Raw genomic sequence first — 22,761 nt, forward strand, 5'->3', positions numbered from 1 at the left:
GAATATCCCATGGCAACCCTGACTCTGGACGCCCTGCGCAAGACCTATCCCAATGGTTTCACCGCCCTGCACGGCATCGATCTGGCGATCGACGACGGCGAGCTGATCGTGGTGGTCGGCCCCTCGGGCTGCGGCAAGTCCACCCTGCTGCGCATGCTGGCCGGCCTGGAATCGATCAGCGACGGCGAGCTCGCCATCGACGGCCAGCGCGTCAACGATCTGGAACCCGCCGAGCGCGATATCGCCATGGTGTTCCAGAACTACGCCCTCTATCCCCACATGAGCGTGGCCGACAACATGGGCTATGCCTTGAAGAACCGGGGAGTTCCCAAGGACGAACGCCGTCGCAAGGTCGAGGAGACCGCCCGGTTGATCGGCCTCGAGGAGCTGCTCGACCGTCGTCCCCGTCAGCTCTCCGGCGGCCAGCGCCAGCGCGTGGCCATGGGTCGCGCCATCGTTCGCGAGCCCAAGGTGTTCCTGTTCGACGAGCCGCTTTCCAACCTCGACGCCAAGCTTCGCGTGCAGATGCGCATCGAGATCCGTCGCCTCCAGAAGCGTCTCGGCGTCACCGCCGTCTACGTCACCCACGATCAGGTCGAAGCCATGACCCTGGCTGATCGCCTGGTGGTGATGAACGGCGGCCATATCGAACAGGTGGGCACCCCGATGCACCTCTACGAGCGCCCCGCCAGCCGCTTCGTGGCGGGCTTCATCGGCTCGCCGGCGATGAACTTCCTCGATGCCCGCTGCACGGGGGACACCCTGACGCTGCCCTGCGGCACTCGAATCGCGGCGCCATCGTCCCATGATGCCAACGATCATGCCGTGTGCCTGGGCATCCGCCCCGAACATTTATCACGGGTCGCCGAAGCCGACGACACGACCCTGACCACTCGGGTCGAACTGGTCGAACCCCTGGGTGCCGATACCCTCGCCCACGTCAGGCTCGACGGTCAGGACGATCCGCTGGTGGCACGCCTCGACGGTGTCCAGCCAGTGGCCGAAGGCGATAGGCTGTATCTGCGCCCCGACGCCAGCCGCCTGCACCTCTTCGACCTCGAAAACGGTCGACGACTCGATGACAAGGATGCCCATTCATGCCCCAGCAGCCCCTCGTCCCGCCTCGCCTGATCGCCCATCGCGGCCTCTCCGCCCGAGCGCCGGAAAACACCCTGGCCGCCGTGCGAGCGGCCCATGAGGCCGGCTGTCGCTGGGTCGAACTGGACGTGCAACTGCTCGGCGATGGCACCCCGGTGATCTGGCACGACCGGGATGTCGGCCGCTGCAGCAACGGGCGCGGCCGACTGGCCGACCTGGACCTCGCCCTGGCCGGACGACTCGATGCCGGCAGCTGGTTCGACGCCACCTTCGCCGGCGAACCCATGGCGACCCTGGAACGCATGCTGACGTTGATCGACGAACGGGAGCTGGGTCTCAACCTTGAACTCAAGGTCAACCGCGGCCGCGATCCCCTGGCTCTGGTCGAACGCGCCCTGCCGCTACTGCTCGAGGCCCTGCCAGCCGAGCGATTGATCGTCTCGTCCTTCGATGTCACTGCCCTGGCCCACGCTCGACGCCAGGCGCCCTCCGAGCGCCTTCCCCTGGGCGCCCTGTTCGAGCGGGTCCCTCGCGACTGGGCCGCCCGCTGCGACGCCATCGACGCCTACAGCGTGCACGTCGACTGGCGCCGCCTGCGCGCCTCCCGCGCCCGTGACATCGTCCAGGCCGGCCATGCGCTGCTGTGCTACACGGCCAATGACCCGACCGCCTTCGCCCCACGCTGGGACTGGGGGGTTCACGGCGTGATCAGCGACGATCCGACTCGTTTCGCGGCGCCTCGGGCCGATCATCATCCGGCGTGACCCCGGTGTCTCCCCAGTTCAGGCGGCGGTAATCAAAGTGTCCCTCCAGGGTCGGCTTGATGACGTGGAAGTAGGGAGAAACATCGAAATCGCGCGGCACGAAGTGAGTGAAATGCCTGGGATAGAGCACCTCAATCTCGCAGCCCCAGCAACCGGGATCCAGCGACTGTGCCTGAGAAATGCGTGGCAGGATCGGATAGCGAATCGACTGGAAGGCCTCGGCGATCAAGGTGGAACAGATCGCCCGGGTCGGATCGCCGCTGCCGAAGGCCAGCATACGACGCCGCCAGCGCATCGGCACCGGCGGCTCCGGCAGCAGATAGCGTGCCAGGTCGACGATGTTGCGCATGTCGTAACGATACCCCAGGCGGCGCCCCACGTGATCGATCACCGCGCGTCGTTCCTCGTCGTTCAGCCCCACCGGACGACAGATGCGACAGTGAAACCCGGTGAAGTCGCCCAGGCCGACACGGCGAACGCCCTCGCGGATATCGACCTCGATCACCCCCTGCTCGCCACCCCCTGCCTCGGCATAGGCCTCGCCCACATAGAGGGCGGCGTGGGACCAGGTCGACTGGGTCAAGTACTTGATCGCCGTGCTGATTCGGGTGTTGCCCTCGACCAGCAGGACATCGCCCGGCGCGATACTGGCCGCCAGTTGCTCGAGATTCGCGGGCGTCAGCGATCGCGCACCGGGCAGGGGCTGGCTCAGGTAATGACTCAACCATCCACCGAGGCGTCCGAGCATCCCCTTCCTCCCACTGACCATGGCGTCCTTCTCACCATAGACGAGCCGGGAAGGGCTGGCTGCTCCGTCATACCGCCAGCAGCCTGCCGACGTCGGCCATATCCAGATGCGCCTCGAAGACATCCGCCAGCCGGTCGAGCTGGCGCTCGCGATGGGCGGCCAGGTCCACGGCAGCGCCGTCTCCTTCCGCTCCATTCGCCTCCAGCCCCAGCATGGCCAGCAACGCCGAGGCCGCCGGCGCCTCGTCGAACAGCCCGTGCAGGTAGGTACCGAGCACCTGACCATCCTCGCTGATCGCGCCATCCGGCCGACCGTCGAGGTCGAGCAGCGGCCGGGCCAGCGCCGGGCCCTCGCTGACACCGTTGTGGATCTCGTAGCCGCTCACCGCAATATCATCGCCGACGAGAGTGCCGCGTACGTTGCGCAGCTGCTTGCCGGCCACCATGCGGGTGCGCATCGGCAGCAGCCCCAGCCCCACCACGCTGCCGGCCTCGCCCTCGAGACCGTCCGGGTCGTCGATCGCCTCGCCGAGCATCTGGAAGCCGCCGCAGATGCCCATCAACCGGCCGCCGTAGCGCAGGTGGCGATGGATCGCCGGCGTCCAGCCCTCGCGGCGCAGCCAGGCCAGGTCGCTGGCAGTGCTCTTGCTGCCGGGCAGCAGGATGACGTCGGCGGGCGGCATGGCCTGGCCCGGCCCGACAAGCGTGAGCTCGACCCGCGGATGCAGGCGCAGCGCGTCGAGGTCGGTGTGGTTGCTGATCCGCGGCAACGCCGGCACCGCCACTCGGAACCCCGACGCCTCGGCGGCGCTCTCGGTGAGCCCCAGGCCATCCTCGGCGTCCAGCAGCAGCCCGTCCAGATGCGGCAGCACGCCCAGCACCGGCTTGCCGGTACGCTCGGTGAGCCAGTCGAGGCCCGGCTCGAGCAGCGAGATGTCGCCGCGAAAGCGATTGATGATGACCCCTCGGGTACGCGCCTGCTCGGACTCGCTCAGCAGCTCGAGGGTACCCACCAACTGGGCGAAGACGCCGCCGCGGTCGATATCGGCGACCAGCCATACCGGGCAGTCCACCGCCTCGGCGAAGCCCATGTTGGCGATATCGTTGGCACGTAGATTGATCTCGGCGGGGCTCCCCGCCCCCTCGGCGATGATGAGATCGTAGCGTGACGTCAGCCGTTCCCAGGCCGCCAGGACGGTCTCCCGGGCCCGGCGCTTGAAGGCGTGGTAATCCAGCGCGTCCATATGGCCGTGGACCCGGCCATCGAGGATCACCTGGGCGCCGCGGTCGGTCTCGGGCTTGAGCAGCACCGGATTCATGTCGGCGTGGGGCGGGATACCACAGGCAATCGCCTGCAGCGCCGTAGAGCGGCCGATCTCGCCGCCCTCCGGGGTCACGGCGCTGTTGAGCGCCATGTTCTGGGGCTTGAAGGGCGCCACCGACACGCCACGACGCGCCAGCAGCCGGCAAAGCCCTGCCACCACCGTGCTCTTGCCTGCATCCGAGGTGGTGCCCTGGATCATCAGTGTCGCCATGCCATACGCCTCGCCCTATCCAGTTCGCCCCCGAGATGGCGAGACTCTACCTAGGCGCCTCATGCGCCGCAATCGGTCGCCGCCGAGTCTCCCTATCGAGAGTCGGTCAAGGCATGCCATTATTCGTCAGTCGCCACCTCGGGAAATGTCATGGACCCCGTCATTCAGGAAGAAACTTCGGGCTGCGGAATTGCCGCGAGTGCCGCCCTCGCGGGCGTGTCCTACCGAGAAGCCAAGCGAGTCGCCAACGGCCTGGGGATTCATGCCGAGGACAAGACGCTGTGGTCGGATACCCGGCATGTCCGCACCCTGCTCTCGGCCTTTCACATCACCACTTCACCGATTGAGACGCCCTTCGAATCCTGGGAAGCGCTACCGGACAAGGCCCTGCTTTCCATCAAGTGGCACCGGGAAGGCGGCCGTCCCTTCTGGCACTGGGTCGTGTTCGTCAGGCAAGGCGATCACGCCTATGTGCTGGATTCCAGGAAGCCGCTGCGTTCGCACGTTCGACAGGACTTCGGGCGCATGAAACCCAAATGGTTTATCGAAGTACATGATTGAGACGCCACCGGAAAGGGACGCGCCTGCCCTGCAGATCACCCTTCTCGTGCTGCGCTGCCAAGCGCTGGAGGTCAGCAAGCGGTTCTATGAGCGGTTAGGGTTTCGCTTCGTGAAGGAACAGCATGGCGACGGCCCGATCCATTACGCCTCACAGGAGGCGGGCATGGTCTTCGAGCTATACCCGCTACGCGAAGGTGAGTCGGTGGACAATACGCGACTCGGCTTCAGCGTACCGAATCTCGGAGAGATCCTGGCGAACCTCGAGACGGTGAACCGGCGTACCATCGCCGACGAAATGGTCTATATCGCCCAGGATCCCGACGGTAGAAAGGTCGAGCTCAGAGAGCGGGCGACATGACGTTGCTTCTGCGTCGAGCCGACTACAGTTCCACGCCCTTCTGCGCCTTGATGCCCTGATCCTTGAAGGCATGCTTCACCACCTTCATCTCGGTCACGGTGTCGGCCAGCTCGATCAGCGCCTCGGGGGCATGACGGCCGGTGACCACCGCATGCTGCATCGCCGGGCGACCCTGGAGATCGTCGAGCACCCGGTCGAGTTCCAGGTAGCCGTGGCGCAGGGCGATGTTGAGTTCGTCGAGCAGCACCAGTGCATAGTCCGGGTCGTCGAGCATGCGTCGGGCCTCTGCCCAGGCGGCCTCGGCGGCGCGGATATCGCGCTCGCGGTCCTGGGTGTCCCAGGTGTAGCCCTCGCCCATGACGTGATAGTCCACCCTCGGCAGGTCGCGGAAGAACGACTCTTCGCCCGTGCTGAAGGCGCCCTTGATGAACTGCACCACGCCGACCTTCATGCCATGGCCCAGGGCCCGGGCGAGCATGCCGAAGCCAGAGCTGCTCTTGCCCTTGCCGGGGCCGGTGAGCACCAGCAGCACGCCCTGCTCCTTGTCGGCGGCGGCGATCCGCTCGTTCATGATGCGTTGCTTGTGTGCCATGCGGCGGGCATGGCGTTCGGGGTCGATGGTCGTCATGAAGCATCTCCGGCAACGGGACGGGACCGCGGCACGAAGACGGGGTGTCCGTCCACTTCCACGGTAATCAAGGGTTGATCGTAGAGACGCGCCAGGGCATCCGGCACCAGCATCTCGGACGCCGGCCCCCAGCAGGCCTCTCCATCGGGATACAGCAACAACAGGTGACTGCACCAGCGCGCCGCCAGATTGAGATCATGCAGGCACATGACCACGCCACAACCGGCGTTGGCCTGTACCTCGAGCAGACGCATGATCGCGACCTGATGGTGAAGGTCGAGATGGTTGGTCGGTTCATCGGCGAGCCACCAGTTCGGCGCCTGGGTCAGCACCGTGGCCAGGCTGACGCGCTGGCGCTCGCCACCGGAAAGCGTCGATACCAGGCGTGGCGCCAGATGGTCGAGATCGAGGCGTCGGAGCGCGTCACGGGCTCGTGCGATGTCCGTTTCCCTTTCCCGCTGCCAGGGCGACAGGTAGGGATGTCGACCGATCAGCGCGGTTTCCATGACGGTAGCGGGAAACTCATCATGGCGCTCCTGAAAGACCACCCCCATCCACCGGGCCATCTCGCGACGTCGCCAGCGCGACAGCTCGCAGTCATTGAGCCGTACCTCGCCGGCCCGAGGCGCTCTCAGCCCCGCCAGCGTATGCAGCAAGGTCGTCTTGCCCGCACCATTGGGCCCCAGTACGCCCCACCGCTCTCCCGGTTTCATGTGCAGATCGAGGGGACGCCCCGAGGCGCGTCCCGGCACATCCACGATCAAGCCGCGCGTCTCGAGGCTCGCCATCAGCGACTCCGATAGAGCAGATAGAGAAAACTCGGCACACCCAGCAAGGCGGTGATGACCCCCACGGGGAGTTGCTGAGGCGCCACCATGGTGCGCGCCAGGGTGTCCGCCAGTGTCAGCAGGGTTCCTCCCGCCAGCAGGCTGGCCGGCAGAATGATCCGCTGATCGTTACCCAGCTTCAACCTCAGCATGTGCGGGACCATCAAACCGACGAAACCGACGCTGCCGGCCGTCGTCACGGCCACGGCCGTCAACAGGCTGGCGACCAGATAGAGCATCCACTCCATGCGACGAACAGCGACCCCGAGAGCCGCCGCCTGCATGCCACCACGCGCCAGCACATTGAGAGTTCGGCCCAGCGGCATCACCACCGCCAGGCTGAGCACGGCCACCACCAACACCGGCCAGGGCGTTCCCGCATAGGCCAGATCGCCCATCAACCAATAGAGCATGCCGGGAAGCTGTTCGACCGGACTCACCGCCAGCAGGAAGCTGATCAACGCGCCCCAGCCCGCCGCCATCACCACCCCGGTGAGCAGCATCCGGGTCGGTGTCCAGCTCCCCGTGCCATGGGCCAGGCCGAAGACGATCAGGGTGGACGCCAGCGCGCCGGCGAAGGCCGAGCCGGCGACCAGGGTGGTACCGAGACCCGCGAGCATCGCCAGCAAGGCAGCCACCGAGGCACCGCCGGAGAGCCCGAGCACGTAGGGATCCGCCAGCGGGTTGCGCAACAATACCTGCATCAGGGCCCCGGCCAGGGCCAGCAGAGCGCCGGTGCCGAAAGCGGCCAGGGAGCGTGGCAGGCGAAGCTCGAGTACCAGCGTCTGATGCAGTGGCTCACCGCCACCGCTCAGTACCGACCACAAGGCGTCTGCGGGCACGGCCACACTGCCCAGAGACACCGCCAGCACCTGGGAGAGCAGCGCTGCCAGCACCAGCCATGCCAGGGGGCTGGCGCGCCTCGCTCGGCCCCCGGATTCAGCGCCGCTCACGCACCACCTCCAGATGGCGACAGATGTCTCGGGTTCCCTGCACCAGTCGGGGCGTGGCGCGCTGCACCAGGTCAGGATTGACGAAGAAGAGATTGCCGCGCTGTACCGCGGTCATGTCCGGGAAGTCATGCCAGGCCTCCAGCCAGGTGGAATCGGCCTTGCCCATCCCGCCGGTGATGATCGCTTCCGGATCCCGGGTCAGCACTGCCTCGCGGCCGATGCGCGGCACCAGCGACGATTGCTCGGCGAAGAGGTTGACGCCGCCGCACAATGCCAGCGCCTGGCTGATCCAGTGCTCGCCGTTGACGGTCATCAAGGGCGACTCCCAGACCTGATAGAAGACCCTCACCGGGTCGGCCTCGGCGTAGCGGTCGCGCAGCTCGGCCACCTCGTCGCGCAGCCGTGTGGCTGCCGCCTGCCCCTCGGCCTCGCTGCCGGCCAGTTCACCGAAGCGCGCCAGGTTCGCGGCGATAGCGGCGAAGTCATCGGCATCGGAGAAGAAGACCGGCACGCCGAGCGTCGGCAGGCGCTCGAGCTGCTGCTCGGGATTGCCGCCGGACCAGGCCACCACCAGGTCGGGATCGAGGGCCAGCAGCGCCTCGAGATCCAGACGATCGTAGCTGCCCACCCGGGGCAGATCATTGGCCTCGGGGGGATAGTCACTGAAGCTGACCGCGCCCACCAGCCGTTCGCCGGCGCCGGCGGCATAGAGCAACTCGGTCACCCCCGGCGAGAGCGCCACGATGCGCTGCGCCGGCGCCTCCAGGCAGACCTCCCGCCCCGCGTCGTCCATGACGCAGGGCTCGGCTCGCAAGGGGCCGGCCAGTGCCAGCAGCCCCACCCCATACAGCAGGTATCTCAAGCGCACCTCGCCTCCCCGAGCATGAGGATCATGATATCGCGCTGCCGACACGTCCGGCCGGGAGCAGGATGCCGCGAAAAAGCGCTACTGGGCACCGAAGCGTACACTGAGGAAAGCCGCCCGCCCGGCGTCGATGTAATCGCGGCCCAGATAGTCACGGGCAGTGGCGTATTCGCGATCGAACACATTCTCCAGCGTCAGGCGCGCCGACCACTGCGGCGCGAAGCGCCAGCCGGCCCGCAGGTTGACGATGCCATAGCCTGACAGCCGTTCCTCGTTGCCGGCATCGTTGTAGCGATGATTCTGGGCGATGACCGTCCCGCCGAGCGTCCAGTCGCCCAGCTCGCGATCGGCATCGAAGCGCAGGCTCTGGGTGGCCCGACGCCTCAGCCGGTTGCCGGTCTTGCGGTCCTCGGGGTCGGTATAGGTCAGGGCGGCGCGCAGGCTCCAGTCCAGCACTTCCGCGCCGGTGGAGAGTTCCACGCCACGAATGCGGGCCTCGTCGACATTGTAGGGGGCACTGACACCGTCGAAGACGGCACTGCCGATCATGTCGTCGATATCGGTCTGGTAGAGGGCCAGGTCCCAGAAACCGCGCTCGAACTGACCGCGCACCCCGAGTTCCACGCTCTCGGAACGCTCCGGGTCGAGATCGGGATTGCCATAGCCGGGGTAGTAGAGTTCATTGAAGGTCGGTGCCCGGAAGGCCGTGCCGTAACTGGCGCGCAGGGTGTGATGGTCATCCAGGGCAACCCCCAGCGCCAGGCTCCCCGTGACGTCCTCGCCGAAGGCCTCGTTGTCGTCGTAGCGCAGTCCCGCCTGGACGGAGAACGGCGAGAAATCGAGCAATGCCTGGCCGAAGACAGCCGCATTGTCGCGACTATCCTCGACATAGTCAGTGGTGCCGGTAACCTCGTCACGGCTGACCTCGGTACCGGCGATCCACTCGTGCGGCCCGACGGTCAGGGTGTTCTCCCAGCGAGCGGTACGCGTGCGTGTATCGAAGACGGAATCGCCGAAGCTCTCGTGGCTCTCGCTTTCGTCACGCGCCTCGCTCAGCGTCAGGCGGCTGCGCCAGTCATCGGTGACGGGCAGCTCGCCATAGACACCGGCCACCTGCTGCACATAGTCGGAATCGCCGCCGACATACTCGGTATTGCCCCGGGCCCGCAGGGCCAGCAGACCGACCTCCGCACCACTGTCGAACCTGTGCGACAACCGCGCGAAACCGCTGGTGTTGTCATAGCCCTTGTCGCCCTCGCCCTCGATGACCTCGGCGCCCTCGGTGCCGAAATGGCTGGCCGAGAAGGCATAACGCGTGCCGTCGGCACCGCCGGTCAGGCTCGCGGAAACCCGGCGACTGTCATGCGAGCCGCCGCCCAGGGTGATGCTGGGTTCGGGGTCACCGAGTTCGCCCTCGGGAGTGAAAAGCTGCACGACGCCGCCCACCGCGTCGGCGCCATAGAGACTGCCCCGTGGCCCCCGCACGATCTCGACACGCTCGAACAAGCGTGGATCGAGAAACTGCCAGGCCGGGCTGCCCAGGGTGGCCGAACGCAGCCGAATACCATCGATCATCATCAGGGTGGATTCGCTGCCGGTACCGCGCAGATAGACGCTGCTGGCCTTGCCATAACGGCCGTTGGACGAGATGTCCACGCCGGGCTGAGCCTTCAGGACATCGGTGATATCGACGGCGTCCTGGCGGCGCAACGCCTCCTCGTCGATGACCGAAACCGAGGACAGCGACCGGCTGGCTGTGCGTGGCGCGAGCGTGGCGGACACCACCATCGGATCGAGCTGCTGCTCGGTATCGGTCTCGGTGTCGGCCGCATTCGGGGCGGCATGGAGAAGCGGTGACGCCCCCAGGCAAAGGGAAGCCAGGCCCCAACGGAAAGAAAGCGAAGTTGTCATGATAATCGTCCCGGAACCGCACGCACCCGTGCGGCAATGAACCCTTGAAAGGCCGGACGCGAGACATGGGAGGGGAAGATCGACATGACATCGGCGAGTCGCCCTGCCCGAGGTTCGCCCACCGCGTCCTGGCATGCGCTCACAGGCCGGTCTCCGGGCTGACGAGCGAGGCAGGCTGGGCCTCCGGACTACCGCCTTCCCATGCCGTCTCGGCACAGTGGCCTACCCTTGAGGTAGTGGCAGCCCTTTTCTCGATCACCGTTGCGGGGGCAGCGTCGGACTGACTCGCTGGGCGGGCGTCACCGACTTCCCGTTTCAACCCGGCCTGTCGCAACAGGCCTGGAGCCTGTCTGCAAGGCTCCCGGGTCACCTGAGAGTGCGCGTAAGCTAGCAACCGCGCGACGGGGCGTCAACGCACGTCGGCTTGCTACCAGAATATCGCAGTTGAGCGCTGTTGCTCGGGCTGATCCGTCGACAGGCCTGCGAGGGGGCGCTATGAATCCTTCCCTGGAGGCTACCGATGCCATCCATGGCATCGGACCCCCTCTTCGGCCTGTCCCCGGCGCCCCTCGCCAGATCCAACTGCGATAGCACTGGGCTTGCTACAGCCGGCGCGCCAGGCCGTGGCGCACGTACCAGACCGCCTCGGCGCGGGCGGCGGCGTCCTGGGCCAGCCAGCCGGCCAGGTCGCGCAGGCGGCGGTCCGCCGCGTCCATGGGCACGATGCCGCGGCCCATCTCGGGCAGGATCAGCACCACCTCCCCCCTGGCGTCGCGCTCTGCGTCCCTCAGGGTGTCGAGCGCCGCGACCAGCCGCGCGCGCAGCCGGTCGTCGTCGGGCTCATCGGCCAGGGCCGCCTCCAGCCAGCCCGTCCAGCCGATCAGTACCTGTACCGCGCCCGAGCGCATGTCATTCTCCCGGCCCTCTAGCCCGGCCTCGTCGACTCGAGACCAGGCGGCATTCGGGAAACGGGCGGCTACGAGGTCGCGCTTGCCAGCGCAGGCACCGCCGATGAAGAGCTGCATGACCAGCCGTCCTCCTCGAATGTGAGCGTGAAACATCGTCCCTGGGCCTGGCCGACCACGCCGTCCCAGAAGTCCGCGTTCTCCAGGCGACGGCGCAGCTCGCGGATGGCGCCGCCATGACTGACCGCCAGCACCCGGCGATGGCCGGATGCCCGCGCCTCAGCCTGCACCTCCTCCAGCCACGCCGAGAGCCGCGCCCAGAGGTCGTCGGCGGACTCGCCACCGGGGATGGTCCGCCTGCCCCGGCTGTCGACCCAGGCCCGATAGCCGGGGTCGTCCTTCAACTCGGCCCAGGTCTGGCCCTCGTAGTCGCCGAAATCCAATTCGCGCAGGCGGGCATCGAGCCGTGCTTCCGGAGTCGACAGGCCATCGCGCACGCGCGCTTCCAGCATATGGGCCAGAGTCTGGCGACAGCGCGTCAGGTCGCTGCAGTGGACGGCATCGAACGCGACCTCGGCCAGCGCCTCGCGCAGCCGATCGAGGTCCGGCTCGGCGTCCGGCAGCAGCAGCGGGATATCGCGATGGCCCTGGTAGCGGCGCTCCAGGTTCCAGCTCGTCAGGCCATGACGAACGACCACCAGCTCCAGGCGATCAGCAGCAGCCATAGTTCTCCTCCCTCGATGACGGCGCCGACGATGTCGCCGTTGATGCCGCCGAAGGCCCGGCGCACCGCCCGGCCGTAGATGATGACGAAGCCCGCCAGGCCGACCAGCCACCAGGTCAGCCCGGGCACGAAAACGAGACACGCCAGCGCCGGCAGCGAGGCCAGGGCCAGGTCGCGGGCACCGAGGCTCTGCTGCCAGGCGTGGGCCAGGCCCTCGGCACGAGCGGCGGGCACCGTCACCAACAGGCCGACCGCGGCCAGCCGGCCCAGTGCCACCACCGGCACCAGCCACCAGGGGCTCGCCCCGGCCGCCAGCAACGCCCACAGCAGCGCCGCCTTCCACGCCAGTTGGAAGACCAGCGCCAGCACGGCGAAGCTGCCTACCTGCGGGTCCTTCATGATCGCCCAGCGCTTCTCCAGTGGCGCGTTGCTGCCGAGCGCATCAGCCAGATCCATCAGGCCATCGAGGTGTAGCCCGCCGGTCAGCGCCACCCACAGGCTGAGCAGCGCCAGGGCCAGCAGCGGCAGCGGCACGAGCCCCTCGAGCAGCGAGCCGACGACGGCCAGGATCGCCCCGATCAGTGCGCCGACCAGCGGATAGGCCCGCGCCGCCCAGCGCCGGGTGGCCGGCGTCCAGGGGCAGGCCAACGGCACCGGCAGCCGGGTCAGGAACTGGATGGCCAGCAGCGCGCCGAAGCCCGCGTCCTTCATGGCGATTCTCCTTTCCAGTCGATGGCGCGGCCGGCCACCACCTCGATCACCCGGTCCGCCTCCGCAGCCAGGTCGCGATGCAGTCCCTGCAGGAAGGCCTGATAGCGCCACACCAGCGCGTCGCGGGGCGGTAGCTCCTCGTTGAGATCGTTGGAGACCACTGCCAAGGCCAGCTCGCGGCGACGCGCCTCATGAAGGCCGGCCGACAGCATCGCCCGGCCATCGGCGTCCTCGAGGCCGGCCTCGAACATCACCCGGCTGGCCCAGACGGTCAGGCAGTCGAGCAGCACCGTACTTCCACGGGGAAACGTCGCAAGCGTCTCGGCGAAGGCCAGCGGCGGCTCGAGGGTCACCCAGCCGTCGCCCCGCTGGCGACGGTGACGGGCGATCCTCGCGACCATCTCGTCATCGCCGGGCCGCGCCGTGGCCAGATAGTAGCGCTCGCCGCCACGCACCGCTTGCCACTCGGCGATGACCGCCTCGGCTACGACGCTCTTGCCCGAGCGGGCCCCGCCGGAGACGAAGGCGATCATGCCCGCCGCCACGCCGCCAGGGCCTCGAGCAGCCGGGCGTTGTCGTCCGCCCCGCGCAGTGCCAGACGCAACCAGGCGCCATCGAGGCCCGGGAAACCGTGGGTATGGCGGGCCAGCAGACCGCGCTCGAGCAGGAAGGCGAACAGCGCCCCGGCCGCGTCGGCATCCCCCCCGCCGCGCAGCAGCAGGAAGTTGGCATGGGTCTCCGGCACCGTATAGCCGAGGCCACGCACTCGCCCGGGCAGGCCACGCTCGACCGCCAGCCATTCCCGAGTGCGAGCCAGATAGTCCTCGTCGGCAAGCAGCGGCGCCACCAGCCCCCGGGCCAGGGCATTGACGCTCCACGGCATCTGCGCCTCGGCCAGCCGCTCGATCGCCTCGGGGGCACCGAGCAGATAGCCGAGCCGTAGCCCTGGCACATCGAAGAGCTTGGTCAGCGAGCGCAGCAGCAGCAGGTTCGGTACCTGGTCGAGCAGCGGCGTGAGCCGTTCGTCGTCCTCGGAGAAGTCGACGAAGGCCTCGTCCACCACCAGAGTGGTGCCGGTCTCGCCCGCCCGTTCCAGCAGCCGCTCGACGTCGGCGCGCGGAATGAGCGTGCCGGTGGGGTTGTTGGGCCGGCACAGGAAGGCCACATCGACACCGGCCAGGGCCGCCTCGGCGGCCGCGAGGTCGAGCCGGAACGCCGGAGCCTCCAGCGACAGCCGATCGACGATGAGACCGTGCCGACGACAGGCCAGGGCGTACTCGCTGAAGGTGGGCTCGACCACCAGGGCACGGTCGCCGGCGTGGAGAGCGGCGGCCAGGTGGATCGCCTCGATGCCGCCGTTGGTGACCAGCACTCGCTCGGGGGCCACGTCGTCGTGGGCGGCGATGGCACGTCGCGCCCGGTCGTCGTCCGGGTCCGGATAGCGCGCCAGCGACTCGCCGGCGGCGGCCAGCCACTCCCCTAGCCAGGGCGGCGGCCCCAGCGGGTTGAGGTTGGCGCTGACGTCGATCACCGGGTGATCGGCGGGCAGGCCGAAGCGCGCCAACAGCGGCGCGATGCGCCCACCATGGACCGGCCAGTCCGGCACGCCCTGAGCCTCGACACTCATGTCGGCCGTCATATCAGCCACTCCCGCAGCAGTACCAGGGGCGCCAGCAGCGCCAGCACGCCCAGCCAGCCGCCGTGCATATGGCGAATGGCGCGCTCGATATGCCCGACCGCCAGCGGCTGACGCGCCCGGCCGAGGGTGGCACGATGCGAGGGGCGCCCGTTGTAGTGGTTGAGCCCGCCCAGCTCGACACCCAGCAGGTGCGCCACCATCGCTTCCGGCCAGCCGGCGTTGGGGCTCGGATGACGCGGCGCCTCGCGGCGGGTGGCGGCCAGGGCCCCTTTCGTGCGGCCGCCGACGACAAGGCGCGCCGCGAGCCACATGGCCAGGGCGGTGAACCGCGCCGGCAGCCAGTTGACGGCGTCGTCCAGGCGCGCCGAGGCGCGGCCGAAGTCCTCATAGCGCGGGCTGCGATAACCGACCATCGAGTCCAGGGTATTGACCGCCTTGTAGGCCAGCGCCAGGGGGGCGCCGCCGAGCAGCGCCCAGCACAGCGGCGCAGTGATGCCGTCCACGGTGTTCTCGGCCACGGTCTCCACCGTGCCGCGGGCCAGCCTTGACTCGTCCAGCGCCTCGGTGTCGCGGCCGACGATCCTGCCCAGGGCCCGCCGCGCCGCCGGCAGGTCGCCGCGGTGCAGCGGCTCGGCCACCGCCCGGGCCGCCTCGGCGAGCCCGCGGGTGGCGAAGGTGGTGGCCAGCAGCACGAGCTCGACGGCGATCGACAAGCCAGAGGATACCCCGGCCAGTACCGTCAGCAGGCCCCAGGCCAGACCCCAGGTGCCACCGACCACCACTACCGCCAGCCAGACGCCGCGCCGACGACGGGCCTCGGCGGGGCCATGGTTCCAGGCCCGCTCGAGTCGGGCGATCCCCCGGCCGATGCCGACGACGGGATGGGGCAGCCAGGACGGGTCGCCCAGCCACAGGTCGATGGCCAGCGCCGCGGCGATCAGCGCCAGCAGTTCCCAGGACAACGGGTCCAGCGTCATGAAGGGCCCTCCTTCGCCAGGGACTCGCGAACGGCGCGGTACACCGCGGCACCGATGGCCCGGCCGAGACGCGTGCCCGAACCGGCATAGGGCGTCGACGTGCCGCACTGGGTGGCGGCGATGGCCAGGCAGTCGGTGGAAGTGCCGGTGGCCGGGGTGTCGTGCTCGGGATCGCGCACCCCGCAGGCCGCCAGGGCCTGTACCTTGGCCTCGGTGGCGGATAGCGCGGCATTGACCATGGCGCCGTCGGTGAGATGACCGTCGACGAATACCTGGGCGTTGATGGTACCCGCCACCAGGCGAGGATCGCCGGTCGCCGGCGCGGTGATGTCCACGGCATTGCCGACCCCGGCGGTGACCGCCGCCAGCACCCGAGGCTTGCCGGCATCGCCGACATCGGCCGACACCAGGGCCAGCCGCGTCAGCGACACCGCGGTCATCATCGCCAGAGCCTCGCCCTGGGCGATCCCGCGCGCAGCGAGCCAGGCGCGCAGGTCCTCCGCCGGGGCTTGACCATCGTAGTCCTTGTCGACGTGGAAGTTGCAGAAGTCCCGGGCCCAGCCCAGCCCCTCGCCGACCAGGGCGTTGCCGAGGGTGCGCAGCGGCGTCGGATGGTGGAGATGCACGCAGCCGTCGTCGACGGCCAGGGTCAGGCCCTCGCCGAACGCCGGCGGCCGATGGTCTTGGCGTACCGGAACATCCATCGGGATCAGGGCGCCTCGCGGTCGTCGACGCCGGCGGCGTCGAAGGTGGCCATCTCGGCAAGCATCGCGGCGGCCGACTCCAGCAGCGGGAAGGCGAGGGCCGCCCCGCTGCCCTCCCCCAGACGTAGATCCAGGTCCAGCAGCGGCTCGGCGTCCAGCGTCGCCAGGGCGTGGGCGTGGCCGGGCTCATGGGAGCGATGGCCGAAGATCAGGTAGGGGCGCAGCCCCGGAGCGAGCCGGCAGGCCGTGAGCGCGGCCACCGTGGCGATGAAGCCGTCGACCAGCACCGGCATGCGCCTGAGCGCCGCCTCCAGGTAGGCCCCGACCATGGCAGCGAGCTCCAGCCCACCGAGCCTGGCCAGCACCTCCAGAGGATCGGCGGGATCGGGCGCACGCTCGGCCAGCGCCGCCTCGATCACCGCGCGCTTGTGGGCCAGTGCCTCGCCGGCCACGCCGGTGCCGGGGCCGACCAGCTCGGCGACGGGGATGTCGCTCAGCGCCGCCAGCATGGCGCTGCTGGCGGTGGTGTTGGCGATGCCCATCTCCCCGGCAATCAGGCAGCGACAGCCCGCTGCCACGGCCCGCTCGGCAGCGCGACGGCCGGCGGCGATGGCGGCCAGGGCCTGGTCACGGGACATGGCGTCCTCGCGGGCCAGATTGCCGGTGCCGGGGCGAATGCGATCGTGGATGACGCCATCATGGGGCAGCTCACCCGCCACGCCCACGTCGACCACCTCGAGTCGCGCGCCGATACGCCGCGCGAAGGCATTGATGGCTGCCCCGCCGGCCACGAAGTTGGCCACCATCTGGGCAGTCACCGACTGGGGGAAAGCCGAGACACCCTCCGCCGCCGCCACGCCGTGGTCCGCGGCGAACACCACCACGGCGGGCGGGCCGACCCGCGGGAAGTCCTCGCCGGTGATCGCTGCCAGACTCACCGCCAGCGCCTCCAGCCGGCCCAGGCTGCCCGGCGGCTTGGTCAGGGTGTCGAGATAGCGGGCGACCCGACCGGCGCAGGCGGCATCGGGCGGGGCGATCGTCGGCAGCGTATCGTTCACGGCGGGCTCCGGGCGTCCTTGTCGAGGCGACCATCCTACCAGAGGCCTCACGATCGCGAAGGCCCAACCGCGTCCTCACGGCCGGGCCGAGCCGCCGCCATCGGTTGCCTCCCCACGCGGCAACGACGATCTACAGATGGCCGGGGTTGCGCAGCTTGCGTTCTTCCGCGGGCGGCGGTGTCCATTCGTAGAGCCAGGTTTCGGTCAACGGACGATCGCCCTGCTTCAGGTAGAGACGCAGGGTGATCGGATCCGTGCCCTCATCGGGCGGCACCACATCGAACATGGCCCGATAGCCTTCGATGGCATCCAGGGGGCGCGCCGAGGTGATCTCGACCCGCCCGGCAGAGGCATCGATGACGGGTTCGACCTCGGCGTTCTCGCCCAGCGGCATGGGGCCGCCCGAGAAGTCGACCACGAAACGTCGGCTGTAATACTCGCGACGCTGACCGACCACGCCGCCGAGCCCGGTACGGGTCGCCACGCAGCGTGCCAGAGGGGGTTGCTCGGGCGGGGTGTCGCACCAGCTGAGCCGGTAGCCGAACAGCAGTTCCTCGCCGGGTTCAGCGGGCCTGGCCGGGTTCCAGAAGGCGACGATGTTGTCGAAGGTCTCGTCGAGGGTGGGCAATTCGACCAGCTGTACCGCCCCCTCGCCCCAGTCGCCCTTCGGCTCGACCCAGACGCCAGGACGCCGATCATAGTAGACACCGTCGTCCTGGTAATGATCGAAATCGCGGTCTCGCTGCAACAGCCCGAAACCGTGCGGGGCTCGTTCGCCGAAGGCATTGAAGCGCAACTGGTCCGGGTTGGTCAGGGGACGCCACAGCCATTCACCACTGTCGGCGTGGATCGACAGGCCATCGGAGTCGTGGATCTCCGGCCGCCAGTCCCAGTCTGCGTCCCGGTCGTTCTCGCCAACCATGTACATGCTGGTCAATGGCGCCACCCCTAGCCGCTCGATGGCCCGTCGAGGGTAGAGGGCCATATCGACATCCATGACGACTCCCTCGGCATCGCTGATGACGAAACGATAGGCACCGGTGACGCTGGACGACTCGAGCAAGGCATAGACGATGACGTTCGCCTCGTCATCCACGGGTCGCTCCAGCCAGAACCGTGTGAACACCGGAAACTCCTCCTCCTTCGACGACGAAGCGGTATCGATGGCCAGCCCGCGGGCCGATATGCCGTACTGCAGGGAGTCGCTCACCGCACGGAAATAGCTGGCGCCCAGGAAGGCGACAACGTCACGGTCCCAGTCGTCGCGATGGTGGAGCCGGAAGCCGGCGTAGCCCAGGTCCTCGGGCAGGCGCTCGCCATCGACACCCGATTCGCCGAAATCGAATCGTGACGGGTCATAGGCAAGCTCGTGGGCATGGCCATCGACGACCTCATGGATCCGCACCGGCGTCTTGTAATGGAGCCCCGGATGGAACAACTGGGCACGAAACGCCGCCTCGGGATCATCGGCCCACACGGCTCGAGCGGGCCGATACCGGATCGCCTGGTAGGCATCCCAGTCGAGGTCACGGATCGGTTCGGGCAGTGCGATGGCCGTCTCGCGCGGCGGTTGGGTGGATAGCTGGCGGGCCCGCCCCTTGAGCCAGGCATAGTCGAAGGACTCGCCGGCGCCGACGCGCTCGGCCTTTTCCGTCGCCGCCAACAGGGAAGATATCGGCAGCAGTCCACTACCGCCGATCGCGCCCGTCATCTTCAGGAAATCGCGTCGCTTCATGTCGGGTTCCTTTCGCATGGCATCCCTGTGGAACGCCAGGCGGCCACTCGAGTTCCCTGGTTGTCATCGTGTCACGACACCCTATACTGTATATAAATACACACAAAAGGTTCCGACATGGCTTCTCGAGCGCCCATGAGCCACGGAGCGCGCCGGGGGCGCGGCGCGACCTTCGACCCTCGCAATCGCTTCGCGCCGACCCACAGCGAGGCCGTCGATGACGGCTGGTGGCAGGAGGCCGTGCCGGCGCGCCTGGCCACCCGGGTCAGCACCGAAACCTCGCGCAGCGCCCTGTCCTGGAACCGCTCGCCGGACCTGCCCTTCGACCGCTCCCTCAATCCCTATCGGGGCTGCGAACACGGCTGCATCTACTGCTATGCACGCCCCAGCCACGCCTACTGGGACCTCTCCCCCGGCCTCGATTTCGAGACCCGCTTGATCGCACGCAGCGGTCTGGTGGAGCGCCTGGAGGAGGAACTGGCCAAGCCAGGCTATGTCTGTCGCCCGATCAACCTGTCCGGCAATACCGACTGTTACCAGCCCCTGGAGGCCGAGCAGGGAACGACACGGCGCGTGCTGGAGACGCTGCTGAAGCATCGTCATCCGGTGACGCTGGTGACCAAGGGTGCCTTGATCCTGCGGGATCTCGACCTGCTGGAAGGGCTGGCCGAGCATCGCCTGGTACGGGTCATGATCAGCCTGACCAGCCTGGACCGCGAACTGAAGCGCACCCTCGAGCCCCGCACGGCCTCTCCCGAGGCGCGGCTCAAGGTCATCCGCACCCTCGCCGAGGCCGGCGTACCGGTCGGCACCCTGATCTCACCAGTGATTCCCGGTCTCACCGACCATGAAATCGAACGCCTGCTGGAGGCGTCCCGCGAGGCCGGCGCCATCAGCGCCTCCTGGATGTTGCTGCGCCTGCCCCGTGAAGTCGCTCCCCTGTTCGAGGACTGGTTGAGGGCTCATTACCCGGAGCGTGCCGACAAGGTGATGAGCCTGATTCGCCAATGCCGAGGCGGCGCCGATTACGATGCCCGTTTCGGCCACCGGATGCGCGGTGAGGGGGTATTCGCCGAACTGCTCGCCCAGCGCTTCGCCAGGTGCCATCGCCGCCTGGGCTTTCCGGGCGATGTCGCCCTGGACACCTCGGCCTTTCGACCGCCCGGCGCCCAGGGGGACCTGTTCGCGCCTTGACGCGGCTCCAGGAGAAACGACTCAGTATGCCTCCACCATGAAGGCAACGGCGGTGGCATCATCCTGCAGCTTGAGTCGGGGATGGGCATGCGCTTCGGGGTCATCCGCTTCGGCGGCGCGCAGGCGAGCGAGTATATCGTCCAACCCGTTCTCGAAGGCGGCCTCGAAGAGCTGCTCGTGAGTGAAGAGGTGATAGGTGTCGACGGCCCGATAGAAGCCGTCACTCATGGCGAGCAGTCGACGTCCCGGGCGCGCGGGCATCAGCACCCGTTCCAGATCGATGGAAAGATCGCCGATGGGCTCGACGACGTCGTAGCCGAAACGCCGATTGCGCTGTGCCTGGTTGTCGAGGATATGAGGAACGATCGACTGAAGTGCCTCGCCATGGCTCGCCCCGGAACGCGCCTTGGCCTCGCGCAGGGCCGCCACCGCCTTCTGTTCGAGCGCCGCGACCGCGCTGTGACCGAAGCTGGCCAGCGTTCCCTCGTCGGTCTCGTAGAGCAGCACGCAATCGCCGGCCCCCGTGACCTCCAGGGTGTCATCGATCAGGCGAGCGGCCCCGAAACAGGCGAAGGGAAGATCCTCCCGCTCGACATCAGCGGCCGAGCCCAGGGCGTCATACTCCACCGCCAGACGGTTCTGGATCTCGATGACCAGCTCTCGGGTCCGCCATGCGGGGCCGACGCTGGCCAGGAAGTGTCCCACGAAGCGTCGCACCAACCAGGCCGCGTCACTGGGATAGTCGCTGCGTGTCCGTCCGGCATTGAGCGGCGCGGCACCATCCATCCAGAGCACGCAATCCTCGGCGACACCGAGCCAGTCGGCGTTCGCGCTTCCTTCGGGGTCCGTCAGCCGGTCGACGACCCGGAAACCGACCCTGTCCGTTTCCCGATCCTCGCCGCGGTTCAGCACCGTCATTCGACTTCCTCCCTGTCCGTCTCGTATCGTCATCAGCCGTTCCCGCGGCGATCCTCCAGCAGCGTGCCGCGCGCCAGCAGGTCATCCTCGTGCCCGGGCTCCCGCCAGGGCTCGGCCACGGCGTCGGCATCCCATTGCCGCATCGCCGGCAAGTCGAGGAGTGTATCGACATAGACCCTCGAGGCCTCCCCGAGTTCGAGGCCGAAGCCGCGCACGCGAAACGCCACGGGAGCGAAGAAGGCATCCACCGCGCTGAATTCAGAGCCGGCGAGGAAGGGGCCACCGAAGCGGGACACCCCCTGCTGCCACAGTTCGTCGAGCCGCTCCAGCTCATGACCCAGAGCGGTCGAGGGCGAAGATAGCCGCACCCGTGCGGCGCAATTCATCGGGCATTCGTCACGCAGAGCCCCGAAGCCGGCATGCATCTCGGCACTGGCCGAACGCGCCCAGGCCCGCGCCGTTTCGTCCTGCGGCCAGATACCGTCGTGTCGTTCGGCCAGGTACTCGATGATCGCCAGCGATTCCCAGATGGCCCGCTCGCCATCTTCCAGGCAAGGCACCTTGCCGGTAGGGGAAAAGGCGCGGAAGCTGCGCCAGCTCGAACCGGTATCGAAGGGGGTGAGCCTTTCCTCGAAGGGGATCCCCAGATGACGCATGAGTACCCAGGGACGCAGCGACCAGGACGAATAATTCTTGTTGGCGATATGCAGGCGGTACATCCGTTTTCTCTCCTTGATGTCACGGCATGAGACATCAACGCTGACACAGTCCCTCACGCGGCGCCATGGCTCACCACGACCTCATAGCCGGTGAACTTGCGCAAATTGATCACCCCGCTGTCCAGCATCAGGTACTGCCCCTTGATGCCCATCAGCCGACCGGCCACCTCGGGGGTCTTGTCGAAGTTGTGCGAGGCGACCCTGGTGGGGTACTCGAGCACCGGGTACTCGAAGGTGCAGGGCGTGGCGTCGAGTTCACGGATGGCATCGACGCCGAAGCGCTCGCGCAGCTCGGCGAGCCCCGGGGCGAGGCGCTCGAGCAGTCGATCACGCTCGCCGGGCAGGTCGAGCTCCCGGGTCTCGCCCTTGAGCATGGCACGCCAGTTGGTGCGATCCGAGACCTCGTCCTTGAACAGCACCTCGACGAAACCGGACTGCTGGCGAGAGCTCACCTCGAGGATCGGCAACGCCTGGACGGCCCCCTGATCGAGCCAGCGGGTCGGCACCTGGGTGGCGCGGGTGATGCCGACCTTGAGGCCGGAGGCATTGGCCAGATAGACGATGTGGGGCTGGAAACAGTGTCGTTCGCCCCATTCGGGCTCTCGGCAGGTCCCCTGAAAATAGTGACACAGCTCCGGCTTCATGATGCAGGTGTCGCAACGCGCGAGTCGCTTGAAGCACGGATAGCAATGCCCCTGTCCGAAGCTCTTGCGGGTCGCGCGGCCGCAGTGGGTGCAGGCGATGGCGCCGGTCCAGGCGAGCCGTACCGGCTCGCCCAGCAAAGTATCGAGAGGCAGCCGGTCATCGCCGGCGCGCAGGGTATAGCGGGCGGGGGCGCCGGGCTCGACGGCCATCTTGGCCAGACAGCCGCGCACCAGGAGCTCAGTCACGACCGACATCCTGCCCCAGGCCGGCCTGTTCCGGGGAGACATTCCCGCCACCGCTGTCGGCGCCGCAGGTACGACGCTCGAGGTAACCGACGCGTTGATCTTCGGGCACGCCGTTCTCCACCTCGTAGCGCATCACTGCCTCGAGGCAGAGCTCGGTCTGCTCGGGAGTGAGAAAGCGGCCGTCCGGCCATTTGCGCAGCGACACCGCCTGCTTGAGGCTGTCGTAGATGTCGGGAGTCATCTGCTGGATCATGCGCTCGAAGGTCATATCGCTCATGGCGGCATCTCTCAGAAGAAGTGGATCGGTGCGGGGAAAGTCGTCGGCTCGCGGAGCACCCGA

25 protein-coding genes and 1 riboswitch are annotated in these 22,761 nt (G+C 68.1%); of the genes, 5 read left to right on the forward strand and 20 right to left on the reverse strand.

The genetic code is table 11. The features are described from left to right. The first annotated feature begins 9 nt into the window (after positions 1-9). On the forward strand, positions 10-1,131 hold the full coding sequence (locus LU493_RS07540; RefSeq protein ID WP_275287172.1) for a sn-glycerol-3-phosphate import ATP-binding protein UgpC: 1,122 nt from the start codon (positions 10-12) through the stop codon (positions 1,129-1,131). Next, positions 1,098-1,862: a glycerophosphodiester phosphodiesterase family protein gene (locus tag LU493_RS07545; protein WP_275287173.1), complete on the forward strand. Its 765-nt coding sequence runs from the start codon at positions 1,098-1,100 to the stop codon at positions 1,860-1,862. The genes LU493_RS07540 and LU493_RS07545 overlap by 34 nt, the downstream gene beginning before the upstream one ends. Here the strand turns inward: LU493_RS07545 and LU493_RS07550 are convergent. Together LU493_RS07550 and LU493_RS07555 are read right to left on the reverse strand one after the other, a co-directional pair. Continuing rightward, complete coding sequence (locus LU493_RS07550; RefSeq protein ID WP_275287174.1) at positions 1,807-2,610, reverse strand: YiiX/YebB-like N1pC/P60 family cysteine hydrolase; 804 nt, start codon at positions 2,608-2,610, stop codon at positions 1,807-1,809. The two genes, LU493_RS07545 and LU493_RS07550, sit on opposite strands and share 56 nt — an antisense overlap. Before the next feature lie 67 nt (positions 2,611-2,677). Continuing rightward, positions 2,678-4,144 (reverse strand): cobyric acid synthase, encoded by a 1,467-nt coding sequence (locus LU493_RS07555; RefSeq protein WP_275287175.1) that lies wholly within the window; start codon positions 4,142-4,144, stop codon positions 2,678-2,680. Between the two features lie 150 nt (positions 4,145-4,294). Here LU493_RS07555 and LU493_RS07560 point away from each other — a divergent pair, with 150 nt between their 5' ends. Both LU493_RS07560 and LU493_RS07565 read left to right on the forward strand, forming a co-directional pair. Next, entirely contained in the window at positions 4,295-4,705 is a 411-nt protein-coding gene (locus LU493_RS07560; protein WP_275287176.1) for a hypothetical protein, read from the forward strand. Continuing rightward, positions 4,698-5,063 carry a VOC family protein gene (locus LU493_RS07565; protein WP_275287177.1) on the forward strand — a complete coding sequence of 122 codons (366 nt, stop codon included), beginning with the start codon at positions 4,698-4,700 and terminating at the stop codon, positions 5,061-5,063. Before LU493_RS07560 ends, LU493_RS07565 begins: the two co-directional genes overlap by 8 nt. A gap of 22 nt (positions 5,064-5,085) precedes the next feature. On the opposite strand, the gene cobO is transcribed toward LU493_RS07565, so the two are convergent. From cobO to LU493_RS07635, 14 genes are all read right to left on the reverse strand, one after another. Next, positions 5,086-5,691: a cob(I)yrinic acid a,c-diamide adenosyltransferase gene (gene cobO, locus LU493_RS07570; RefSeq protein WP_275287178.1), complete on the reverse strand. Its 606-nt coding sequence runs from the start codon at positions 5,689-5,691 to the stop codon at positions 5,086-5,088. Continuing rightward, positions 5,688-6,479: an ABC transporter ATP-binding protein gene (locus LU493_RS07575; RefSeq protein WP_275287179.1), complete on the reverse strand. Its 792-nt coding sequence runs from the start codon at positions 6,477-6,479 to the stop codon at positions 5,688-5,690. The genes cobO and LU493_RS07575 overlap by 4 nt, the downstream gene beginning before the upstream one ends. After that, positions 6,479-7,471, reverse strand: coding sequence for a FecCD family ABC transporter permease (locus LU493_RS07580; RefSeq protein WP_275287180.1), 993 nt, complete (start codon positions 7,469-7,471; stop codon positions 6,479-6,481). The genes LU493_RS07575 and LU493_RS07580 overlap by 1 nt, the downstream gene beginning before the upstream one ends. Continuing rightward, positions 7,458-8,333 (reverse strand): cobalamin-binding protein, encoded by an 876-nt coding sequence (locus tag LU493_RS07585; RefSeq protein WP_275287207.1) that lies wholly within the window; start codon positions 8,331-8,333, stop codon positions 7,458-7,460. Before LU493_RS07585 ends, LU493_RS07580 begins: the two co-directional genes overlap by 14 nt. A gap of 84 nt (positions 8,334-8,417) precedes the next feature. After that, positions 8,418-10,247, reverse strand: a complete 1,830-nt coding sequence (locus LU493_RS07590) for a TonB-dependent receptor domain-containing protein (protein WP_275287181.1) — start codon at positions 10,245-10,247, stop codon at positions 8,418-8,420. 141 nt (positions 10,248-10,388) lie between these two features. Next, a riboswitch (cobalamin riboswitch) is annotated at positions 10,389-10,597 on the reverse strand. Between the two features lie 252 nt (positions 10,598-10,849). Continuing rightward, entirely contained in the window at positions 10,850-11,308 is a 459-nt protein-coding gene (locus tag LU493_RS07595) for a bifunctional adenosylcobinamide kinase/adenosylcobinamide-phosphate guanylyltransferase (protein WP_275287182.1), read from the reverse strand. Beyond that, complete coding sequence (locus LU493_RS07600) at positions 11,224-11,877, reverse strand: histidine phosphatase family protein (protein ID WP_275287183.1); 654 nt, start codon at positions 11,875-11,877, stop codon at positions 11,224-11,226. The genes LU493_RS07595 and LU493_RS07600 overlap by 85 nt, the downstream gene beginning before the upstream one ends. Further along, entirely contained in the window at positions 11,829-12,587 is a 759-nt protein-coding gene (gene cobS / locus LU493_RS07605) for an adenosylcobinamide-GDP ribazoletransferase (RefSeq protein ID WP_275287184.1), read from the reverse strand. Before cobS ends, LU493_RS07600 begins: the two co-directional genes overlap by 49 nt. Continuing rightward, a complete protein-coding gene (locus LU493_RS07610) occupies positions 12,584-13,120 on the reverse strand; it encodes a bifunctional adenosylcobinamide kinase/adenosylcobinamide-phosphate guanylyltransferase (RefSeq protein ID WP_275287185.1) in 537 nt (178 codons plus the stop codon). The genes cobS and LU493_RS07610 overlap by 4 nt, the downstream gene beginning before the upstream one ends. Next, on the reverse strand, positions 13,117-14,226 hold the full coding sequence (gene cobD / locus LU493_RS07615; protein WP_275287186.1) for a threonine-phosphate decarboxylase CobD: 1,110 nt from the start codon (positions 14,224-14,226) through the stop codon (positions 13,117-13,119). The genes LU493_RS07610 and cobD overlap by 4 nt, the downstream gene beginning before the upstream one ends. Further along, the gene (gene cbiB / locus LU493_RS07620; protein ID WP_275287187.1) at positions 14,223-15,203 is read right to left on the reverse strand and encodes an adenosylcobinamide-phosphate synthase CbiB; all 981 of its coding nucleotides are present in this window, start codon (positions 15,201-15,203) and stop codon (positions 14,223-14,225) included. Before cbiB ends, cobD begins: the two co-directional genes overlap by 4 nt. After that, positions 15,200-15,907 carry an adenosylcobinamide amidohydrolase gene (locus LU493_RS07625; protein ID WP_275287188.1) on the reverse strand — a complete coding sequence of 236 codons (708 nt, stop codon included), beginning with the start codon at positions 15,905-15,907 and terminating at the stop codon, positions 15,200-15,202. The genes cbiB and LU493_RS07625 overlap by 4 nt, the downstream gene beginning before the upstream one ends. Before the next feature lie 5 nt (positions 15,908-15,912). Continuing rightward, positions 15,913-16,965 (reverse strand): nicotinate-nucleotide--dimethylbenzimidazole phosphoribosyltransferase, encoded by a 1,053-nt coding sequence (gene cobT / locus LU493_RS07630; RefSeq protein WP_428994545.1) that lies wholly within the window; start codon positions 16,963-16,965, stop codon positions 15,913-15,915. Between the two features lie 130 nt (positions 16,966-17,095). Continuing rightward, positions 17,096-18,700, reverse strand: coding sequence for a glucan biosynthesis protein (locus LU493_RS07635; protein ID WP_275287189.1), 1,605 nt, complete (start codon positions 18,698-18,700; stop codon positions 17,096-17,098). A 135-nt stretch (positions 18,701-18,835) separates the two neighbouring features. On the opposite strand from LU493_RS07635, the gene LU493_RS07640 reads away from it, so the two are divergent. Continuing rightward, entirely contained in the window at positions 18,836-19,894 is a 1,059-nt protein-coding gene (locus LU493_RS07640) for a PA0069 family radical SAM protein (RefSeq protein WP_275287190.1), read from the forward strand. Between the two features lie 21 nt (positions 19,895-19,915). Here LU493_RS07640 and LU493_RS07645 read toward each other — a convergent pair whose 3' ends face one another. From LU493_RS07645 to LU493_RS07660, 4 genes are read right to left on the reverse strand one after another with little or no spacing between them, the layout of a single operon-like run. Further along, positions 19,916-20,812 carry a hypothetical protein gene (locus tag LU493_RS07645; RefSeq protein WP_275287191.1) on the reverse strand — a complete coding sequence of 299 codons (897 nt, stop codon included), beginning with the start codon at positions 20,810-20,812 and terminating at the stop codon, positions 19,916-19,918. A 32-nt stretch (positions 20,813-20,844) separates the two neighbouring features. Continuing rightward, on the reverse strand, positions 20,845-21,531 hold the full coding sequence (locus tag LU493_RS07650) for a glutathione S-transferase family protein (RefSeq protein WP_275287192.1): 687 nt from the start codon (positions 21,529-21,531) through the stop codon (positions 20,845-20,847). 53 nt (positions 21,532-21,584) lie between these two features. Continuing rightward, positions 21,585-22,430 carry a DUF2797 domain-containing protein gene (locus tag LU493_RS07655; RefSeq protein ID WP_428994546.1) on the reverse strand — a complete coding sequence of 282 codons (846 nt, stop codon included), beginning with the start codon at positions 22,428-22,430 and terminating at the stop codon, positions 21,585-21,587. Then, a complete protein-coding gene (locus LU493_RS07660; protein WP_275287193.1) occupies positions 22,414-22,698 on the reverse strand; it encodes a YeaC family protein in 285 nt (94 codons plus the stop codon). Before LU493_RS07660 ends, LU493_RS07655 begins: the two co-directional genes overlap by 17 nt. Between the last annotated feature and the right edge of the window lie 63 nt (positions 22,699-22,761).

This window comes from Halomonas elongata (assembly GCF_029081005.1).
Lineage (GTDB): Bacteria > Pseudomonadota > Gammaproteobacteria > Pseudomonadales > Halomonadaceae > Halomonas > Halomonas elongata_B.